This window comes from Olivibacter sp. SA151 (assembly GCF_054130995.1).
This window is the reverse complement of the sequence record NZ_CP096391.1, coordinates 4,636,593-4,652,947: the sequence shown is the minus strand read 5'-3', so window position 1 is coordinate 4,652,947 and position 16,355 is coordinate 4,636,593. Positions and strand designations below refer to the sequence as shown.

The 16,355-nt window shown below is 40.1% G+C and carries 16 protein-coding genes and 5 tRNA genes; 20 read left to right on the top strand and 1 reads right to left on the bottom strand.

Going from position 1 to position 16,355, the window contains the following annotated elements:
* Window positions 1-22: 22 nt before the first annotated feature.
* From M1D52_RS19160 to rpsU, 4 genes are all read left to right on the top strand, one after another.
* On the top strand, window positions 23-1,315 hold the full coding sequence (locus M1D52_RS19160; RefSeq protein WP_437393267.1) for an MFS transporter: 1,293 nt from the start codon (window positions 23-25) through the stop codon (window positions 1,313-1,315).
* Between the two features lie 144 nt (window positions 1,316-1,459).
* Window positions 1,460-2,212 (top strand): hypothetical protein, encoded by a 753-nt coding sequence (locus M1D52_RS19155; protein ID WP_013665667.1) that lies wholly within the window; start codon window positions 1,460-1,462, stop codon window positions 2,210-2,212.
* Window positions 2,213-2,240: 28 nt separating this feature from the next.
* Window positions 2,241-3,350: a DUF6588 family protein gene (locus M1D52_RS19150; protein ID WP_437393268.1), complete on the top strand. Its 1,110-nt coding sequence runs from the start codon at window positions 2,241-2,243 to the stop codon at window positions 3,348-3,350.
* 149 nt (window positions 3,351-3,499) lie between these two features.
* Window positions 3,500-3,691, top strand: coding sequence for a 30S ribosomal protein S21 (gene rpsU / locus M1D52_RS19145; RefSeq protein ID WP_013665669.1), 192 nt, complete (start codon window positions 3,500-3,502; stop codon window positions 3,689-3,691).
* 57 nt (window positions 3,692-3,748) lie between these two features.
* On the opposite strand, the gene M1D52_RS19140 is transcribed toward rpsU, so the two are convergent.
* Entirely contained in the window at window positions 3,749-4,828 is a 1,080-nt protein-coding gene (locus tag M1D52_RS19140) for a hypothetical protein (RefSeq protein WP_437393269.1), read from the bottom strand.
* Between the two features lie 106 nt (window positions 4,829-4,934).
* Between M1D52_RS19140 and M1D52_RS19135 the strand changes: the two genes are divergently transcribed.
* From M1D52_RS19135 to rpoB, 16 genes are all read left to right on the top strand, one after another.
* Window positions 4,935-5,639 carry a LexA family transcriptional regulator gene (locus M1D52_RS19135; protein WP_437393270.1) on the top strand — a complete coding sequence of 235 codons (705 nt, stop codon included), beginning with the start codon at window positions 4,935-4,937 and terminating at the stop codon, window positions 5,637-5,639.
* Window positions 5,640-5,760: 121 nt separating this feature from the next.
* Window positions 5,761-6,642, top strand: coding sequence for a tyrosine-type recombinase/integrase (locus M1D52_RS19130; RefSeq protein ID WP_013665672.1), 882 nt, complete (start codon window positions 5,761-5,763; stop codon window positions 6,640-6,642).
* Between the two features lie 13 nt (window positions 6,643-6,655).
* Entirely contained in the window at window positions 6,656-7,006 is a 351-nt protein-coding gene (gene hpf, locus M1D52_RS19125; protein WP_013665673.1) for a ribosome hibernation-promoting factor, HPF/YfiA family, read from the top strand.
* Between the two features lie 290 nt (window positions 7,007-7,296).
* Window positions 7,297-7,369: transfer RNA gene (locus M1D52_RS19120), tRNA-Thr, on the top strand.
* A 7-nt stretch (window positions 7,370-7,376) separates the two neighbouring features.
* Window positions 7,377-7,460 (top strand) — tRNA-Tyr (locus M1D52_RS19115).
* A gap of 94 nt (window positions 7,461-7,554) precedes the next feature.
* A tRNA-Gly gene (locus M1D52_RS19110) sits at window positions 7,555-7,627 on the top strand.
* A 55-nt stretch (window positions 7,628-7,682) separates the two neighbouring features.
* Window positions 7,683-7,754, top strand: a tRNA-Thr gene (locus tag M1D52_RS19105).
* A gap of 58 nt (window positions 7,755-7,812) precedes the next feature.
* Window positions 7,813-9,000, top strand: a complete 1,188-nt coding sequence (gene tuf, locus M1D52_RS19100; RefSeq protein ID WP_013665674.1) for an elongation factor Tu — start codon at window positions 7,813-7,815, stop codon at window positions 8,998-9,000.
* Window positions 9,001-9,053: 53 nt separating this feature from the next.
* Window positions 9,054-9,124: transfer RNA gene (locus M1D52_RS19095), tRNA-Trp, on the top strand.
* An 84-nt stretch (window positions 9,125-9,208) separates the two neighbouring features.
* Window positions 9,209-9,403, top strand: a complete 195-nt coding sequence (secE, locus tag M1D52_RS19090; protein ID WP_013665675.1) for a preprotein translocase subunit SecE — start codon at window positions 9,209-9,211, stop codon at window positions 9,401-9,403.
* Window positions 9,404-9,422: 19 nt separating this feature from the next.
* A complete protein-coding gene (gene nusG / locus M1D52_RS19085; RefSeq protein ID WP_013665676.1) occupies window positions 9,423-9,968 on the top strand; it encodes a transcription termination/antitermination protein NusG in 546 nt (181 codons plus the stop codon).
* 229 nt (window positions 9,969-10,197) lie between these two features.
* Entirely contained in the window at window positions 10,198-10,641 is a 444-nt protein-coding gene (rplK, locus tag M1D52_RS19080; protein WP_013665677.1) for a 50S ribosomal protein L11, read from the top strand.
* A 23-nt stretch (window positions 10,642-10,664) separates the two neighbouring features.
* Window positions 10,665-11,363 (top strand): 50S ribosomal protein L1, encoded by a 699-nt coding sequence (rplA, locus tag M1D52_RS19075; RefSeq protein ID WP_013665678.1) that lies wholly within the window; start codon window positions 10,665-10,667, stop codon window positions 11,361-11,363.
* Window positions 11,364-11,365: 2 nt separating this feature from the next.
* Window positions 11,366-11,884 (top strand): 50S ribosomal protein L10, encoded by a 519-nt coding sequence (gene rplJ, locus M1D52_RS19070; RefSeq protein WP_013665679.1) that lies wholly within the window; start codon window positions 11,366-11,368, stop codon window positions 11,882-11,884.
* A gap of 70 nt (window positions 11,885-11,954) precedes the next feature.
* On the top strand, window positions 11,955-12,335 hold the full coding sequence (rplL, locus tag M1D52_RS19065; protein WP_130856890.1) for a 50S ribosomal protein L7/L12: 381 nt from the start codon (window positions 11,955-11,957) through the stop codon (window positions 12,333-12,335).
* A gap of 159 nt (window positions 12,336-12,494) precedes the next feature.
* Window positions 12,495-16,304 (top strand): DNA-directed RNA polymerase subunit beta, encoded by a 3,810-nt coding sequence (gene rpoB / locus M1D52_RS19060; protein ID WP_013665681.1) that lies wholly within the window; start codon window positions 12,495-12,497, stop codon window positions 16,302-16,304.
* Window positions 16,305-16,355 lie beyond the last annotated feature (51 nt).

The window sequence follows — 16,355 nt, the reverse complement described above, 5'->3', positions numbered from 1 at the left end:
TACTGTTATCAATTATAAGCATATGTCAAGTACTATTTCAAGGAGACGTTTAAGAGCTATTATTGGAGGGTCTATCGGTAATTTAGTTGAATGGTACGATTGGTACGCCTATTCTGCATTTACCATTTATTTTTCTGCTTCTTTTTTTCCGGGAGACAACCGTACCCTGCAACTTTTAAATACAGCAGCTATATTTGCTGTTGGATTTCTAATGAGGCCGCTAGGCGGATATGTATTTGGCTTTATCGGGGACCGGTTTGGCCGGAAAAAATCAATGACTTTATCTGTTTTATTAATGTCTCTCGGTTCATTGATTATTGCCTGTTCTCCTACCTATAACCAGATTGGCATGATTGCTCCTATTGTGTTGTTAATTGCAAGATTATTGCAGGGGTTGAGTGTAGGTGGAGAATATGGTGTATCGGCTACTTACCTTTCCGAGATGGCTACACCCGATAGGCGTGGTTTCTATTCGAGCTTTCAATATGTAACACTCATTGGAGGACAGTTAATCGCCTTGGGAATCCAATTACTTTTACAGAAGCTTTTACTGAGCGAAGAGGATTTGTTTATGTGGGGATGGCGGATACCGTTTTTTATCGGAGCAGTTTTGGCGGTGGTGGCCCTGTATTTGAGACAGCATCTGGATGAAACGAGAGCTTTTAAACAACAGGAACTATTACAGAAAAAAAAAGGTTCTTTACAGCTATTAATACAGCACCCTAAGGAGATATTGACGGTCATTGGTTTGACGTTAGGGGGGACCTTGGCTTTTTATACTTACTCCACGTACATGCAAAAGTTTCTTGTTAATACCGTTGGGCTTGTTAATGCAGATGCTACTTTAATCACGTTTCTTGCTTTATTGATTTTCGCCGGACTGCAACCGATTTTCGGTTTACTATCGGATAAAATCGGAAGAAAACCCCTGTTACTCGCTTTCGGTGCGCTGGGAACTCTTTTTACGGTGCCTTTATTGAATGCTTTACAACATGTCGAAGATAAATGGCAGGCTTTTTGGTTGATACTGCTAGCATTGATAATAGTTAGTGGGTATACGAGCATAAATGCTATTGTCAAAGCGGAGCTCTTTCCGGCAAAAATTAGGGCCTTGGGCGTTGGTTTACCTTATGCGTTAACTGTTGCAGTGTTTGGCGGATCAGCAGAATACATTGCCTTATGGTTTAAAGATATAGGACACGAAAATTACTTTTATTGGTATATCACGATATGCATTGCCTGCTCGTTATTCGTATATCTGGGAATGCAAGACACAATGCGCCGATCTCAATTAAATAATGAGCCGAATGGTTGATACAGATGCGCAATACCAACTCCATAGGGAGGATTGGCTCAGATGTTAACAAGTTTAAATATGAACAAAGCTTTTACAACACTATTTTTAGGACTACTTTTGTTTTGCCTCTCAAGCTGCGAGCACGATAAAGTCTGTAACATAATGGACTATATCTATATCTTTCCCGAGCAAACCATTGAAGAGGTAGCCTATATAAAGGTATATACCAATGAACGCGATTTCACGGAAGGACAACATGCCGTTGAACCTGATAGCCTGTCGAAGAGTCAACTGGTTTTACCCACGGACCAAACCTCGATTCCCTTCATCGATATTCGGTATGCTGATGGAACTAACAGCTGGTCAAATCAGGCTGAGCTGGGGCGTTTGACCCAAAAGTCTATTGAAAGCGCCGGCTGTAAGGCAATTTTTTCATATGCTGACAATGCAACGCTGAGAAATACGATTAATAGTTCGGCCATCTATCTGCATTTAGCCCTTCAACAACTTAATCAGAATGGCGGAGAGAAAACTTGGTTGATTGACCGTATCTACGATGAGGATAAATTGGATGTAACAGAAAGACCGGAATGGCAGTGTGTAAAAGGGTTAAAATTCACATTTTATAAGGGTGGAAAAGGGGCAAAAGTGAAAATTGATGCTCCAGTGGCAGAAGGTGTGTGTGGCGTCTTTGAAGAGCTTTTCGGAGAGAAATCAGAGGTGTTTGCCACCTATTCGCTAGAAGGGTCAAATCAAAAAGAATTGAGAATTACGGTTCCTGCTGTATCGGATGCATTAAAAGAGCAGCTAACTTTTCAAGTTCTTGAATCAGACTACGATTCTCTCAACATAAGTTTAACGAATGGTAGCTCTCAAATAGGATATGCTACTCTCATTCCTTCCAATCATGATTAAATTAAGGGTGTCCTATATTCCTAGGCTAATGAAGTGTAGCTGGCTTTTACTCGTTCTACTGATTAGCAATGTGGTGCAAGCCCAAACGTTGCAAGACTATGAAATGCAGGTGCGAGATATTGAACGTTTTGGTAACAGCTATTTTGCAGCGTATACCAATTTATTTTCTTCTAATTTTGGTTTTTCCCTCAATCAGGGCTGGCAAGGCGGGGCTATACCGAAGCAGGCAGGTCATTTGTCTTTTAGTTTAGTAGGATCCACTGCTATTATTCCTATCAATGACGGGAATCGTTATATTCGCATGGATCAATTATATCAAAGCGCAAACGTAATCGCTGCCCCTTTAACCCCTGGTATGTTCACAGATGCCAAAGGAAGTGCTATCAGTGTTTTTCTATTAGACCCTGCCACAAACAATAGATTAGTTAATCCAGTTACGGGTGATTATCTGAGCGCAAATTTCAATATGATTGATGGGATCGGCACCGGCGTAGGAGTCACTCCCTTCGTCATGCCGCAACTGAGTGTGGGGCTCGGAAAAAGTACCGAATTGTCTTTGAGAGTAATGCCGTTTGCGATAGGATTAAATGAGGGTAAAGTGGATGTATCTGCATGGGGCGGGGCTATCCGACATAATATTTCTCAATGGTTTACTGACGATGAAGATCCAAACTTTACCGTTAACTTACTGCTTTCATATATGCGAAACAAGACGAGTTTTACACCGAACGGAGAACGTTTTTTAACCTTTAATAATGACTATTTTAGTACAGCGGGCACTTCCTTGGAGTTATCACATCACACTAAAACACAACAGGCTTTAGCTTTTTTTAACTATCGGGTAAACTCTTTTGTAGAGATTTATGGACATGGGGGAGTTGTTCATCAAACAAGTGATTTGGGAACTAATGGTGTTTTCAAACTGAAAATAAATGATGCGTATGTCCGGGATGTGGTGGAAGAAACAGGCTATGAATATAGAGACCTATTTAAATCGAGTATTAATGAAACCGTAGCAGCGGGTGGCTTTGGCCTTTTGCTAGGGAGCGGTTTTGTTAAAGCAGAGGTTCAATATACCTATGCCAATACACATATTGCGTCTTTAGCGTTGAGGGCCACCCTACTAAAAGGAGACTAAGAAATAAGCTGTTTTTACTGCATTGCCATCTAATATAAATAGGAGAGGAATTAAAAGTGAAAGAATGTTGAAAATCGCTTTTAATTTAACGGATTAATGTTTACCTTTGTTGTCCCAAATTTTGACAATAGAAAGGGGGTATAAAGAGCATGATTATCGTAAATGTAAAAGATGGCGAATCGTTAGATAAAGCCTTGAAGCGTTTTAAGAAAAAATTTGAAAAAACTGGAGTGTTAAGAGAGCTTCGTGCGCGCCAAGCATACGAAAAAAAATCTGTTACCCGCCGTACTCAAATTAAAAAAGCAATCTACAAACAATCATTGAACCAAGATACGGTTTAGAAAGTAGATGTCAATTATATAAGCCGTTCACAACAAAGCTCTGTGAACGGCTTTTTTTTAGTTTTCATCCCATCCTATACGATCTTCCTGAGGCCAGTGTGCGGTTTCTTGGTCTGCCAATTCCAGAAGTTCAAAAAATGTGTCCATATGAGCGGTGAAAGCTCGTAGTTCATGGTAATACCAGGGGGTGCCATTTGCAAATAAATGCTCGAGATATCCCATATAAATTCTCCGGAAATTTCGGCTAAGAAATTTAGGATGAAAAGATTCAAAATAGGACAGGAGTTCCTTTTCAAGTGTTTCTGTAAACATGACGGGCCCATATGAATGATTTTCATTGCCCTCTTCCAGATGACTCCAAAATTTTTCGAGATATTGTATCAGGTTATTGGTGAAGGTGTCGTCATCTAAAGACGGTACTTCTTGAATTGGGTTGGGTAAAGTGATTCCGTTGATTTGCGCAGTAGGGTTTAGATTTGTTTCCTGAACACCTTTTGTTTGGATATCATCGGTTGATTTGTTGTATTTAAAGTTTAGATCTGCAATTAAGAAAATTGCTTCGACTGCTTTTTCCAGGTATTCGTAAATCGCAACAGATTCATACAATAATTCGGTACCATCGAAGATACTTTCGTTGGTATAAGCATACGTTAGCAGGTCATCCAAAATTTCTCGCCACTCATTGAGGTTACGATATAAAAAGAATTCTTCCAAAAAAAATCCGATATCGTTTATCTCCCGATTTTCCAGCTTCCTGAAATGTGCAGCGCCGCTATTTATTCTTTTTTCAACATCGATACGGTCTGTTGCCCAAGATGATTTTTGGTAAAGGGGATGGGTGTCCGGAATTCTTAGCTGAGGTATAGGTTGATGATACAGTACCCATAGTACCTCAATGACTGAAATTAGTTGTCGGCAGTTATAAGCATAGTCTTCAGAATTGACATAAAACTTTCCGTTGAAATCTGATTTTCTTGTTGTAGCGGCATGAAGAAAAAAAAGGATGTCTTTCCTGAAAGTTTCTACCTCTGCTTCAAAATAGCAGAAGTTTTCGATAAAAGATAAGGGAGTTTGGATAGCATCTTCCGTTAGGTAACGAAAGTTGCTTGTTCGGATTGCTTCGTGAAGATTTTCCATAAATTAAAGTTTAAAAAAATTGTATTGATGGTTATTCATAATTGCGTACCTTAGAGGTATTCAAATATAGTATATTTTTATGTTATAAAAAATATTTTTTGATATTATGATAGATCATTTAGATAGAGCGGAATTAGGGCCTTTATTTAAAGAGGCACGATTGTTGAAAAAGATGACTTTAGAGCAGTTTTATGGTGGAATTGCCAAACATGTCAATAATTTTTCGTCGATTGAAAACGGTGGTAGGGTTGTAGGAAAACGGTTAGCAAAAGATATTATTGACTATCATAATATAAGTTTGAAGTGGCTTGAAAAGAAAGAGGGCGCGCCATTTTTATCAAATATACCCTATAAGCATAGACAAGGAGGGAAAGACGTTCGCTCGGCAAATGAATCGTTAGAGAGAGAAGTACCTTTTTATAATATTCAGCCCGATGTGGTATTTAACGGAGCGGATGTTTTTCAGGAAGTGCCCGAATTTTATGTCAATTTTCGTCCTTTTAATGATTGTACAGCCTATCTACCAATATACGGTGATAGCATGAACCCGAAATTTACCGGCGGGGATATAATCATCGTTAAGGAAGTGTCAAACTTGGAAGTGATCCTTTGGGGGGAAGCCTATCTGGTTGTTACCAATGAGCTAGCCAATAAATTGGTTACCGTTAAATTGCTGTTTCCGCACTCGGATCATACTAAGCTCGTATTGCGAGCGGCCAATCCGGAATATGCGGGAGACACCATTGTTGATAAGAAAGCCATTGTCAAACTTTTCATTGTAAAAGGTAAAGTGGCTAGGAAACAGCTATAATATGATCTGTTTTTACGATATTTAAGAACTGAAATGCAAGGCGGTATAAGCAGTTTTAAAGTAGGGTGTCCGTTTCGGATGAAATATTGGTAGAAAGAAGTCAACACCAAAAAAAGAAGATATGTATGTAGAACGATTTATGTCCTTTCTGCGGTTTGAGAAACATTACTCCGAACATACGCTAAAGGCCTATGAAAAAGATGTCCGTAGTTATCTGCAGTTTTGGGTTGCCGAACAGATATCATTTGAGGAAGTGGGGCACAAGCAATTGAGGTACTATTTATCGATACTGATGGACAGCGGCCTAGAGGCGTCTTCCATTAATAGGATATTATCCTCATTACGTACTTATTATAAATTCTTACAAAGGGAAAGTCTTTACGGAGCAAATCCTACCTTATTGGTTAAAGCCCTAAAGAAACCGAAAAAGTTACCCGTCGTTATCCAAGAAGATAAATTGAACCAGTTACTGGATCACGATCATATCTTCCAGGACAATTTTGAAGGGCAGCGGGATCGGCTCATTATCGAATTGCTTTTTGGAACCGGGATGCGTTTGACTGAATTGATACAATTACAGGAGAAAGATATAGACTATTATAATCAGACGATCCGCATTTTAGGCAAGCGAAATAAAGAAAGGATAGTGCCTATGCTGCCTCATTTAAAACTTTTAATCGAACAATATTTAAAATTAAAAAAAATTGAAAATTTAGATAACAATTCCTTAACTTTAGTCGTTACTATAAAAGGTAAACAAGCTTATCCAAAGCTTATTTATCAAGTAGTAATTCGTTATTTGTCACTGATAACCTCTCAGCAAAAAAAGAGCCCCCATGTGCTAAGGCATAGCTTCGCAACAGCGTTATTAAATAAAGGGGCAGATTTAAATGCTATTAAAGAGTTATTAGGTCATGCAAATCTAGTCGCAACACAGGTATATACGCACAATTCTGTGGAACGATTGAAATCTATTTACAAACAAGCTCATCCCAAAGCTTAAAAAAGGAGGATTTATGAACATTACCACGCAATCTATTCAATTTAAAGCAGACAGAAAATTGGTAGACTTTATTCAACGTCGTGTAGACAAGCTGGATCAGTTTTTTGATCAGATCATAGCAGGTGAATGTTATCTGAAGCTGGAAAACGTGGAAGACGAAGCTAATAAAATTACGGAGTTTAAGTTAAATATCCCAGGGAATCAGCTTTTTGCTAAAGGGCAGGCCAAAAGCTTTGAAGAAGCGACGGATTTGGCGATAGAGTCATTGCGTAGGCAAATAAATAAACACAAAACAAAGACAAGAACTAAAGTGACACATCATAAAGAAGTGCTGGCTGAAGTGCAGGAAGAAGAGCTCGGCTAGTCGTATTCAATTTTTATTGGAAGAATCCCTTAAGGAGAAAGTCCTTGAGGGATTTTTTTCGTTCATTACAACTGTAGCGAAGGGAAGTTGTCTGAAAGCGGAAAAATTTGGAAAAATATTTCCCTGATAATTAAGCTATTTGGTCAGGCGGGCATTTTTTTAGCATAAATATTTTCACTTTTTTTTTGAATTAATACTTTCTTGTCTATCTTTGCAGTCCCAAAGGGAACACAGGGGGTCAGATCAAGAAAAGAGGGTTCCAAAAAGGGTAGAAAGTTCTTAATAGTATTGCCTCCTTAGCTCAGCTGGTAGAGCAACTGACTTGTAATCAGTAGGTCGCTGGTTCGATCCCGGCAGGGGGCTCTAAGTTGGGGGGATTCCAGAGCGGTCAAATGGGACGGACTGTAAATCCGTTGCTTCGGCTTCGAAGGTTCGAATCCTTCTCCCCCCACCATTTAGATGTTGTTTGGTGTTTGTACTCATCGATCGGATTTTCTGATAAAATAGATGTTGTAATGATATACATCCGATAAAATCATCATAAATAAGCGGAAGTAGCTCAATTGGTAGAGCGATAGCCTTCCAAGCTATAGGTTGCGGGTTCGAGACCCGTCTTCCGCTCTTGAATCAAAGAGTTAAAACCGGTATCGGCTTTAGCTTTTTGTTGTTCAAACAAGCCGATGTAGCTCAGCGGTAGAGCACTTCCTTGGTAAGGAAGAGGTCATGGGTTCAAGTCCCATCATTGGCTCGTAAGTGTAAATAAAAAAGAACCAAAATAAAAATTAACTTACTAATACGCATAAAAAATGGCAAAAGAGAAATTTGACCGCAGTAAACCACACTTAAATATTGGTACAATCGGTCACGTTGACCACGGTAAAACCACTACAACTGCTGCTATTACTAAAGTTTTGGCAGATAAAGGTTTGTCAGAAGCTCGTTCGTTTGATTCAATTGACTCGGCTCCTGAAGAAAAAGAGCGTGGTATTACAATCAACACTGCTCACGTAGAGTATCAAACTGCAAGCCGTCACTATGCTCACGTTGACTGTCCAGGTCACGCTGACTATGTAAAGAACATGGTTACAGGTGCTGCACAAATGGACGGTGCGATCATCGTTGTTGCTGCAACTGACGGTCCTATGCCTCAAACTCGCGAGCACATTCTATTAGCTCGTCAGGTAGGTGTACCTGCTCTTGTAGTATTTATGAATAAAACTGACTTAGTTGATGACCCTGAGTTGTTGGATTTGGTAGAGATGGAAGTTCGTGAACTATTGTCATTCTATGAATATCCAGGTGATGATATCCCAGTAATCAAAGGTTCTGCATTAGGTGCATTGAACGGTGAAGCTCAGTGGGTAGACAAAATCATGGAGTTGATGGATGCAGTTGATAACTACATTCCTATTCCTCCACGTTTGACAGACTTACCTTTCTTGATGCCTATCGAGGATGTGTTCTCAATCACAGGTCGTGGTACCGTTGCAACAGGACGTATCGAGCGTGGTGTAATCAATACCGGTGATCCAGTTGAGATCTTAGGTATGGGTGCTGAAAACTTGAAATCTACTGTAACAGGGGTGGAAATGTTCCGTAAAATCCTTGACTACGGTGAGGCTGGTGATAACGTAGGTTTATTATTACGTGGTATTGAAAAAACTGATATCCGTCGTGGTATGGTTATCTGTAAACCAGGTAGTGTAACTCCTCACACTGAATTCAAGGCAGAGGTTTACGTATTGTCAAAAGCAGAAGGTGGACGTCACACGCCATTCTTTAACAAATACCGTCCTCAGTTCTATTTCCGTACAACAGACGTTACTGGAGAAATTACGCTTCAAGAAGGTGTGGAAATGGTTATGCCTGGTGATAACGTTACAATCAACGTAAAATTGATTAACGCAATTGCTATGGAAAAAGGTCTACGTTTTGCTATCCGCGAAGGTGGTAGAACAGTAGGTGCTGGTCAGGTAACTGAAATTATCGCTTAATTAAGCATATAGGCATTAGCTAATTGGTGAAAAGCCAATTAGCTAATCGTTTTACGGGCATAGTTCAATGGTAGAATAGAGGTCTCCAAAACCTTTGATCAGGGTTCGAATCCTTGTGCCCGTGCTAAATAACAGTCGGTTTCGTTGGCGTGAAAAGGTTAACAGTGAACCGTTAGCTAAAGTCTAAAGAACATATCTCTATCATACAATGGCAAATGTACTTGATTTTATAAAAGACTCCTATCATGAGATGACTCAGAAGGTGTCTTGGCCAACATGGTCGGAGTTGCAGAATTCAGCGGTGGTGGTGCTTGTTGCGTCAATCATCATAGCACTGATTGTACTAGCAATGGATCAATCATCAAGTGCAATATTGAAACTTTTTTACGGTACGACGGCCTAAAATCAAGGAGGATTATAGAATGGCAGATCAGCAATTGAAATGGTATGTTGTACGCGCGGTAAGCGGTAAAGAGAAGAAAGTAAAGCAATATATTGAGGCTGAGATTAATCGCTTAGGAATAAATCATTTGGTTCCTCAGGTTTTAATCCCGATGGAGAAATATTTTCAGATGCGCGAGGGAAAGAAGATCGCCAAAGAAAGAAATTATTATCCGGGATATGTTTTACTCGAAGCAGCTTTAGATGGAGAATTGGAGCATGTTATAAAGAATATCAATAGTGTCATCGGATTTTTAGGTGACAAAGCTGGTAATGCCATTCCGCTGAGACAAGCTGAGGTTAACCGCATACTGGGAACAGTAGATGAAATGAGTGAGCAGGGCGAGATGATGAATGTTCCTTACTATGTGGGAGAGTCTGTTAAAGTAACGGATGGACCATTTAATGGTTTCTCCGGCGAGATAGAAGAGGTGAACGAAGAGAAGAAGAAGTTGAAGGTGATGGTGAAAGTCTTTGGTAGAAAGACACCGCTGGAACTAAATTATATGCAAGTTGAAAAGGAGTAATCTTCTATTACTCGATCCCAACGAATATTTTTCGCCTTAATACAACAAAGTTCAGATTTTACAAAAAAATATTTTGTTATTCTCTGAATTTTGTTGTATTTTTGCGCACTCTAAAAAAGTGTAAGGACTTCTCGTAATTTAGTCCACTTGAGTGAGAAAAAAACAAATGTTACGTTATATTGCTTCCAACTTACTAACAAACATTTAGTAATTTAAATTAAATCGAAAAATGGCAAAAGAAGTCAGTGCGTTAGTGAAATTACAGGTGAAGGGTGGCGCAGCTAATCCATCACCCCCTGTGGGACCTGCTTTAGGTGCAAAAGGGGTGAACATCATGGAATTTTGCAAGCAGTTCAATGCACGTACCCAAGACAAGCCAGGCAAAGTATTACCGGTTGTAATTACTGTGTATGCTGACAAGTCTTTCGATTTTATCATCAAGACTCCACCGGTTGCTGTTCAACTTATTGAAGTAGCAGGCATAAAGGGAGGCTCGGGCGAACCTAACCGTAAAAAGGTAGGTAAAGTTACTTGGGAACAAGTTGAAGCTATCGCCAAAGATAAAATGAGCGACTTAAACGCTTTTACAGTAGAGTCGGCCATGAAAATGGTGGCTGGTACAGCACGTAGTATGGGTATCACTGTAAGTGGTGATGCACCCTGGAACAATTAATTAACAGAAATCAGTTTAAGAAAGTGGCTAGATTAACAAAAAATCAAAAGGCGGCACTATCCAAAATTGAAGCTGGTAAAGCGTATACTTTGCAGGAGGCAGCAGCACTTGTAAAGGAGATTACCACTACCAAGTTTGATGCGTCCGTGGATATCGATGTTCGTTTGGGCGTAGATCCACGTAAAGCAAATCAGATGGTTCGTGGTATAGCTACCTTGCCTCATGGAACCGGTAAGACCGTACGTGTTTTAGTTTTGTGTACTCCGGATAAGGAGGAAGAAGCTAAAGCAGCGGGTGCGGATTATGTAGGTTTAGATGAGTATATCAGCAAAATTGAGGGTGGATGGACCGATGTTGATATCATTATTACCATGCCTAGCGTGATGGCTAAAGTAGGTAGATTGGGTCGTATTTTAGGCCCTAGAAACCTAATGCCTAACCCTAAGTCAGGAACGGTTACCCAAGATGTGGGTAAAGCAGTTACTGAAGTAAAAGGCGGTAAGATTGATTTCAAGGTTGACAAGACCGGTATCATTCATGCTTCAGTTGGTAAAGTGTCATTCGATGCAGACAAGATTTATGATAATGCGTTGGAAGTAATCCAAACAATTTCGAAATTGAAGCCGTCTGCAGCGAAAGGAACATATTTTAAGAGTATCCACCTCTCTTCAACAATGAGTCCGGGTATTCAAGTGGAAACTAAATCAGTAGCGGGGATTTAATCATGAGAAAAGAAGAAAAACAAGAAATTGTTCAAGCTTTAACTGATCAGATCAAATCTTACGGTAATTTCTATATTACTGATACTGCTGATTTGACTGTTGCAAAAGTTAACAATATCCGTCGCAAATGCTTTGAAAGAGGTATCAAAATTCAAGTAGCTAAGAATTCATTGATCGTTAAAGCTTTAGAAGCAGCCGGAGTTGATTCAGAAGAACTAAAAGGGGTGCTAAAAGGTGCTTCTACTATCCTTTTCTCTGAAACAGGTAATGCTCCTGCGAAATTGATCAAAGAACTCCGTAAAGAGGGTGATAAGCCGATCTTGAAGGGAGCTTATATTGATGCTTCGGTATTTGTTGGGGATGCCCAATTAGATTCGTTAGTTGCTCTGAAATCGAAAGAAGAGCTTATCGGCGATATCATTGGATTGCTTCAATCACCTGCTAAGAATGTTGTTTCTGCTCTTAAGTCGGGTGGAAGTACAATCGCAGGTTTGGTGAAAACTTTACAGGAAAGAGGTTAACGGAACCATTAAAACCGTTCAAGTAACAATAGTTTAATAGAAAAAAGTAAATTCAAAAATTTAAAATAAAATGGCAGATTTAAAAGCGTTTGCTGAGCAGTTAGTAAACTTAACAGTAAAAGAAGTTAACGAGTTAGCTCAAATCTTAAAAGATGAGTATGGTATTGAGCCAGCTGCTGCAGCTGTAGCTGTTGCTGGCCCTGCTGCAGGTGGTGATGCTCCTGCTGCTGCTGAAGAGAAAACATCTTTTGATGTAATCTTGAAAGAAGCTGGTGGTCAGAAATTGGCTGTTGTTAAATTAGTGAAAGATTTAACTGGTTTAGGCCTTAAAGAAGCTAAAGATTTAGTTGACGGCGCTCCTAAAGAATTAAAAGCTGGTGTTGCTAAAGATGAAGCTGAAGCTTTGAAAAAACAACTAGAAGAAGCAGGAGCTGTTGTTGAGATTAAGTAATTCTCATCTAAAGAGATCCTAAATGGTTTTAGACTCCGGTATTTCTACTGGGGTCTATTGCCGTTTATATTATCCCAAAAATACTGTTGGACTGTACAGAACCATCTTTCGGTTAAAACATGTCGCGTGAAGTTTAATTTAAACTAAAATATAATTCCCTTGGCAAACAAAGATATTCGTAACGAAAGAGTAAACTTTGCAACCAGCAAAAGAGTCATCGACTATCCCGACTTTCTGGATGTGCAATTGCAGTCTTTCAAGGAGTTTTTCCAATTGGAAACAACTTCTGATAACCGCCACCAGGAAGGGCTGTTCAAAGTTTTTTCTGAAAACTTCCCTATTTCTGATTCAAGAAACATTTTTGTGCTTGAATTTTTGGATTATTTCATCGATCCGCCACGTTATGATATTCAGGAATGTATCGAACGCGGCTTAACTTATAGCGTTCCGCTAAAAGCTAAGTTACGTTTATCATGTAATGATGAAGAACACGAAGATTTCGAAACCATAGTACAAGATGTGTATTTGGGAACTATCCCTTATATGACACCCAAAGGTACTTTCGTTATCAATGGCGCAGAGCGGGTAATCGTATCGCAACTTCACCGTTCGCCCGGTGTATTCTTTGGCCAAAGCCGCCATACCAATGGCACCAAACTATACTCTGCGAGGGTGATTCCTTTCAAAGGGTCTTGGATCGAATTTGCTACTGATGTTAATAATGTCATGTACGCTTATATCGACCGTAAAAAGAAATTCCCGGTAACGACTCTTTTGCGTGCTATTGGTTATGACTCGGATAAAGATATCCTTGAGTTATTCGAATTGGCCGACGAAGTAAAAGTTAGCAAATCCGGCTTGAAGAAATTAGTTGGCCGTAAATTGGCTGCTAGAGTTCTGAAAAGATGGGTTGAAGACTTTGTAGATGAAGATACCGGAGAAGTTGTATCGATTGATCGTAACGAAATTATCCTGGAACGTGAAACGATTCTGGAAGACGATCATATCGACATGATTATAGATGCCGGTGTTAAGTCTATCATTCTCACTAAAGAAGATAGCTCAAATAACGCTGATTATTCTATCATCTATAACACTTTACAGAAAGATACTTCCAACTCAGAGAAAGAAGCGGTAGAGCACATTTACCGTCAGTTAAGAAATGCGGAACCACCTGATGAAGAAACAGCTCGTGGTATTATTGAGCGCTTATTCTTCTCTGATAAACGATATGACTTGGGTGATGTGGGACGTTACCGCATTAACCGTAAATTGCAATTGGATACGCCTGATGAGATCAAAGTATTAACGAAGCAAGATATCATTGCCATTGTTAAGTACTTGATAAATCTGATCAATTCGAAGGCGGAAGTGGATGATATTGATCATTTGTCTAATCGACGTGTGCGCACCGTAGGCGAGCAGTTATATGCCCAATTTGGGGTAGGACTTTCTCGTATGGCACGTACAATTCGCGAGCGAATGAATATTCGAGATAACGAGGTGTTTACTCCAACTGATTTGATCAATGCACGTACTTTATCGTCTGTTATCAATTCATTCTTCGGAACCAACCAGTTATCGCAGTTTATGGATCAAACCAATCCATTAGCTGAAATCACACATAAGCGTCGTCTTTCTGCCCTCGGACCGGGGGGGCTTTCGCGAGAGCGTGCCGGTTTTGAGGTTCGTGACGTTCACTATACGCACTACGGCCGCCTATGTACGATTGAAACACCGGAAGGTCCGAACATCGGTTTGATTTCTTCCTTATGTGTACACGCAAAAATCAATAACCTCGGTTTTATCGAAACTCCTTATCGAAAAGTTCAAGATGGTAGGGTAGTGGTGGAAGAGCCCGTCGTTTATTTATCGGCAGAGGACGAAGATGGCAAAACCATCGCACAGGCCAATGCAGAATATGACGAAAAAGGTAATTTCACTACACCGAAAGTGAAAGCCCGCTTCGAAGGTGACTTCCCAATCATCGAACCGGAACGTTTAGATTTAATGGACATTGCACCGAACCAAATTACTTCGATTGCAGCTTCATTGATTCCGTTCTTGGAACACGATGATGCGAACCGTGCATTAATGGGATCAAACATGCAACGTCAAGCAGTTCCATTATTGCGTCCACAAGCGCCTATTGTGGGTACTGGATTGGAAGGCCGTGTAGCGAGTGACTCCCGTACCTTAATTAATGCGGAAGGCAACGGAGTGGTTGAGTACGTTGATGCGAACGAGATAAAAATTCGCTATGATCGGAACGAAGATGAGAAATTAGTTTCTTTCGACGATGATATTAAAACATATCGCTTAATCAAGTTCAAGAAAACAAACCAGAGCACCTGTATTAACTTGAAGCCTATTGTTCGTAAAGGACAACGTGTGGTTGAAGGACAAGTGTTATGCGAGGGCTATGCGACCGAAAACGGTGAACTCGCTTTGGGGCGTAACCTGAAAGTTGCTTTCATGCCATGGCAAGGATATAACTTCGAGGATGCGATCGTTATTTCTGAACGAGTGGTAAGCCAAGATATATTCACTTCTTTACATATCGAAGAATTTGAATTGGAGGTGCGTGATACTAAACGCGGGGAAGAAGAGCTTACTTCTGATATTCCCAACGTTTCTGAAGAAGCAACCAAAGATTTAGATGAAAACGGTATTATCCGTATTGGGGCAGAAGTGCGCGAAGGAGATATCCTGATTGGTAAAATTACACCTAAGGGTGAATCCGATCCTTCTCCCGAAGAAAAGCTCTTACGTGCAATCTTTGGTGATAAAGCAGGCGATGTAAAAGATGCATCTTTAAAAACACCTCCGTCAATCCGTGGGGTGGTAATTGATACAAAGCTCTTTTCGCGTGCTAAAAAAGCTGACAAGAAAGAGGAAAAAGCTGCTTTGGAACGTTTGGATCTTAATCATGAGCGTGCCGTTCGTCAATTAAGAGAACGCCTGATCGATAAATTATTTGCTATTGTAAATGGCAAAACATCACAAGGTGTGTATAACGTATACAAAGAGCTTTTGATTCCTAAGGGAGCTAAATTTACGCAGAAGATGTTGGCTGAACTTGACTTTGCTAATATCAACCCTTCTAAATGGACCACAGACGACGACAAGAACGAGCTGGTAAAACAGGCTTTACACTTCTATAATATCAAATTGAATGAGGAGCTTGGAGCTTATCGTCGTGATAAATTTGCCATTACAGTAGGTGATGAACTACCATCCGGTATTGTGCAGATGGCTAAAGTTTACGTCGCGAAGAAACGCAAGCTTAAAGTAGGTGATAAGATGGCGGGTCGTCACGGAAATAAGGGTATCGTAGCGCGTATTGTACGTGATGAGGATATGCCTTTCTTAGAAGACGGAACACCTGTAGATATTGTATTAAACCCACTTGGGGTACCTTCTCGTATGAACCTTGGACAGATTTATGAAACCGTTCTTGGTTGGGCAGGACAAAAACTAGGTGTGAAGTTTGCAACACCGATATTTGATGGAGCTTCCACTGAAGAAGTGGAGGAGTGGGTCGCTAAAGCCGGTTTACCTGCTTCCGGAAGAACCTATTTATATAATGGTTTAACGGGTGAGCGATTTGACCAGCCAACTACTGTTGGTGTAATTTACATGCTTAAATTAGGTCACATGGTAGACGACAAGATGCACGCACGTTCTATCGGACCATACTCCCTTATTACGCAGCAACCGCTTGGTGGTAAAGCGCAATTTGGTGGCCAACGTTTTGGTGAGATGGAGGTATGGGCGCTGGAAGCATTTGGTGCATCCAACATTCTACAAGAGATTCTTACTGTTAAGTCAGATGATGTTATCGGTAGAGCCAAGACCTACGAAGCAATCGTTAAAGGCGATAATTTGCCTACGCCATCTGTACCTGAATCATTCAATGTATTGGTACATGAGCTTCGCGGCTTAGGTTTAGATATCACGTTAGAATAGAGTTTTAAATTTTAAGTTGTACGTCCTAAGTATTTGTGCGTACAACTTATT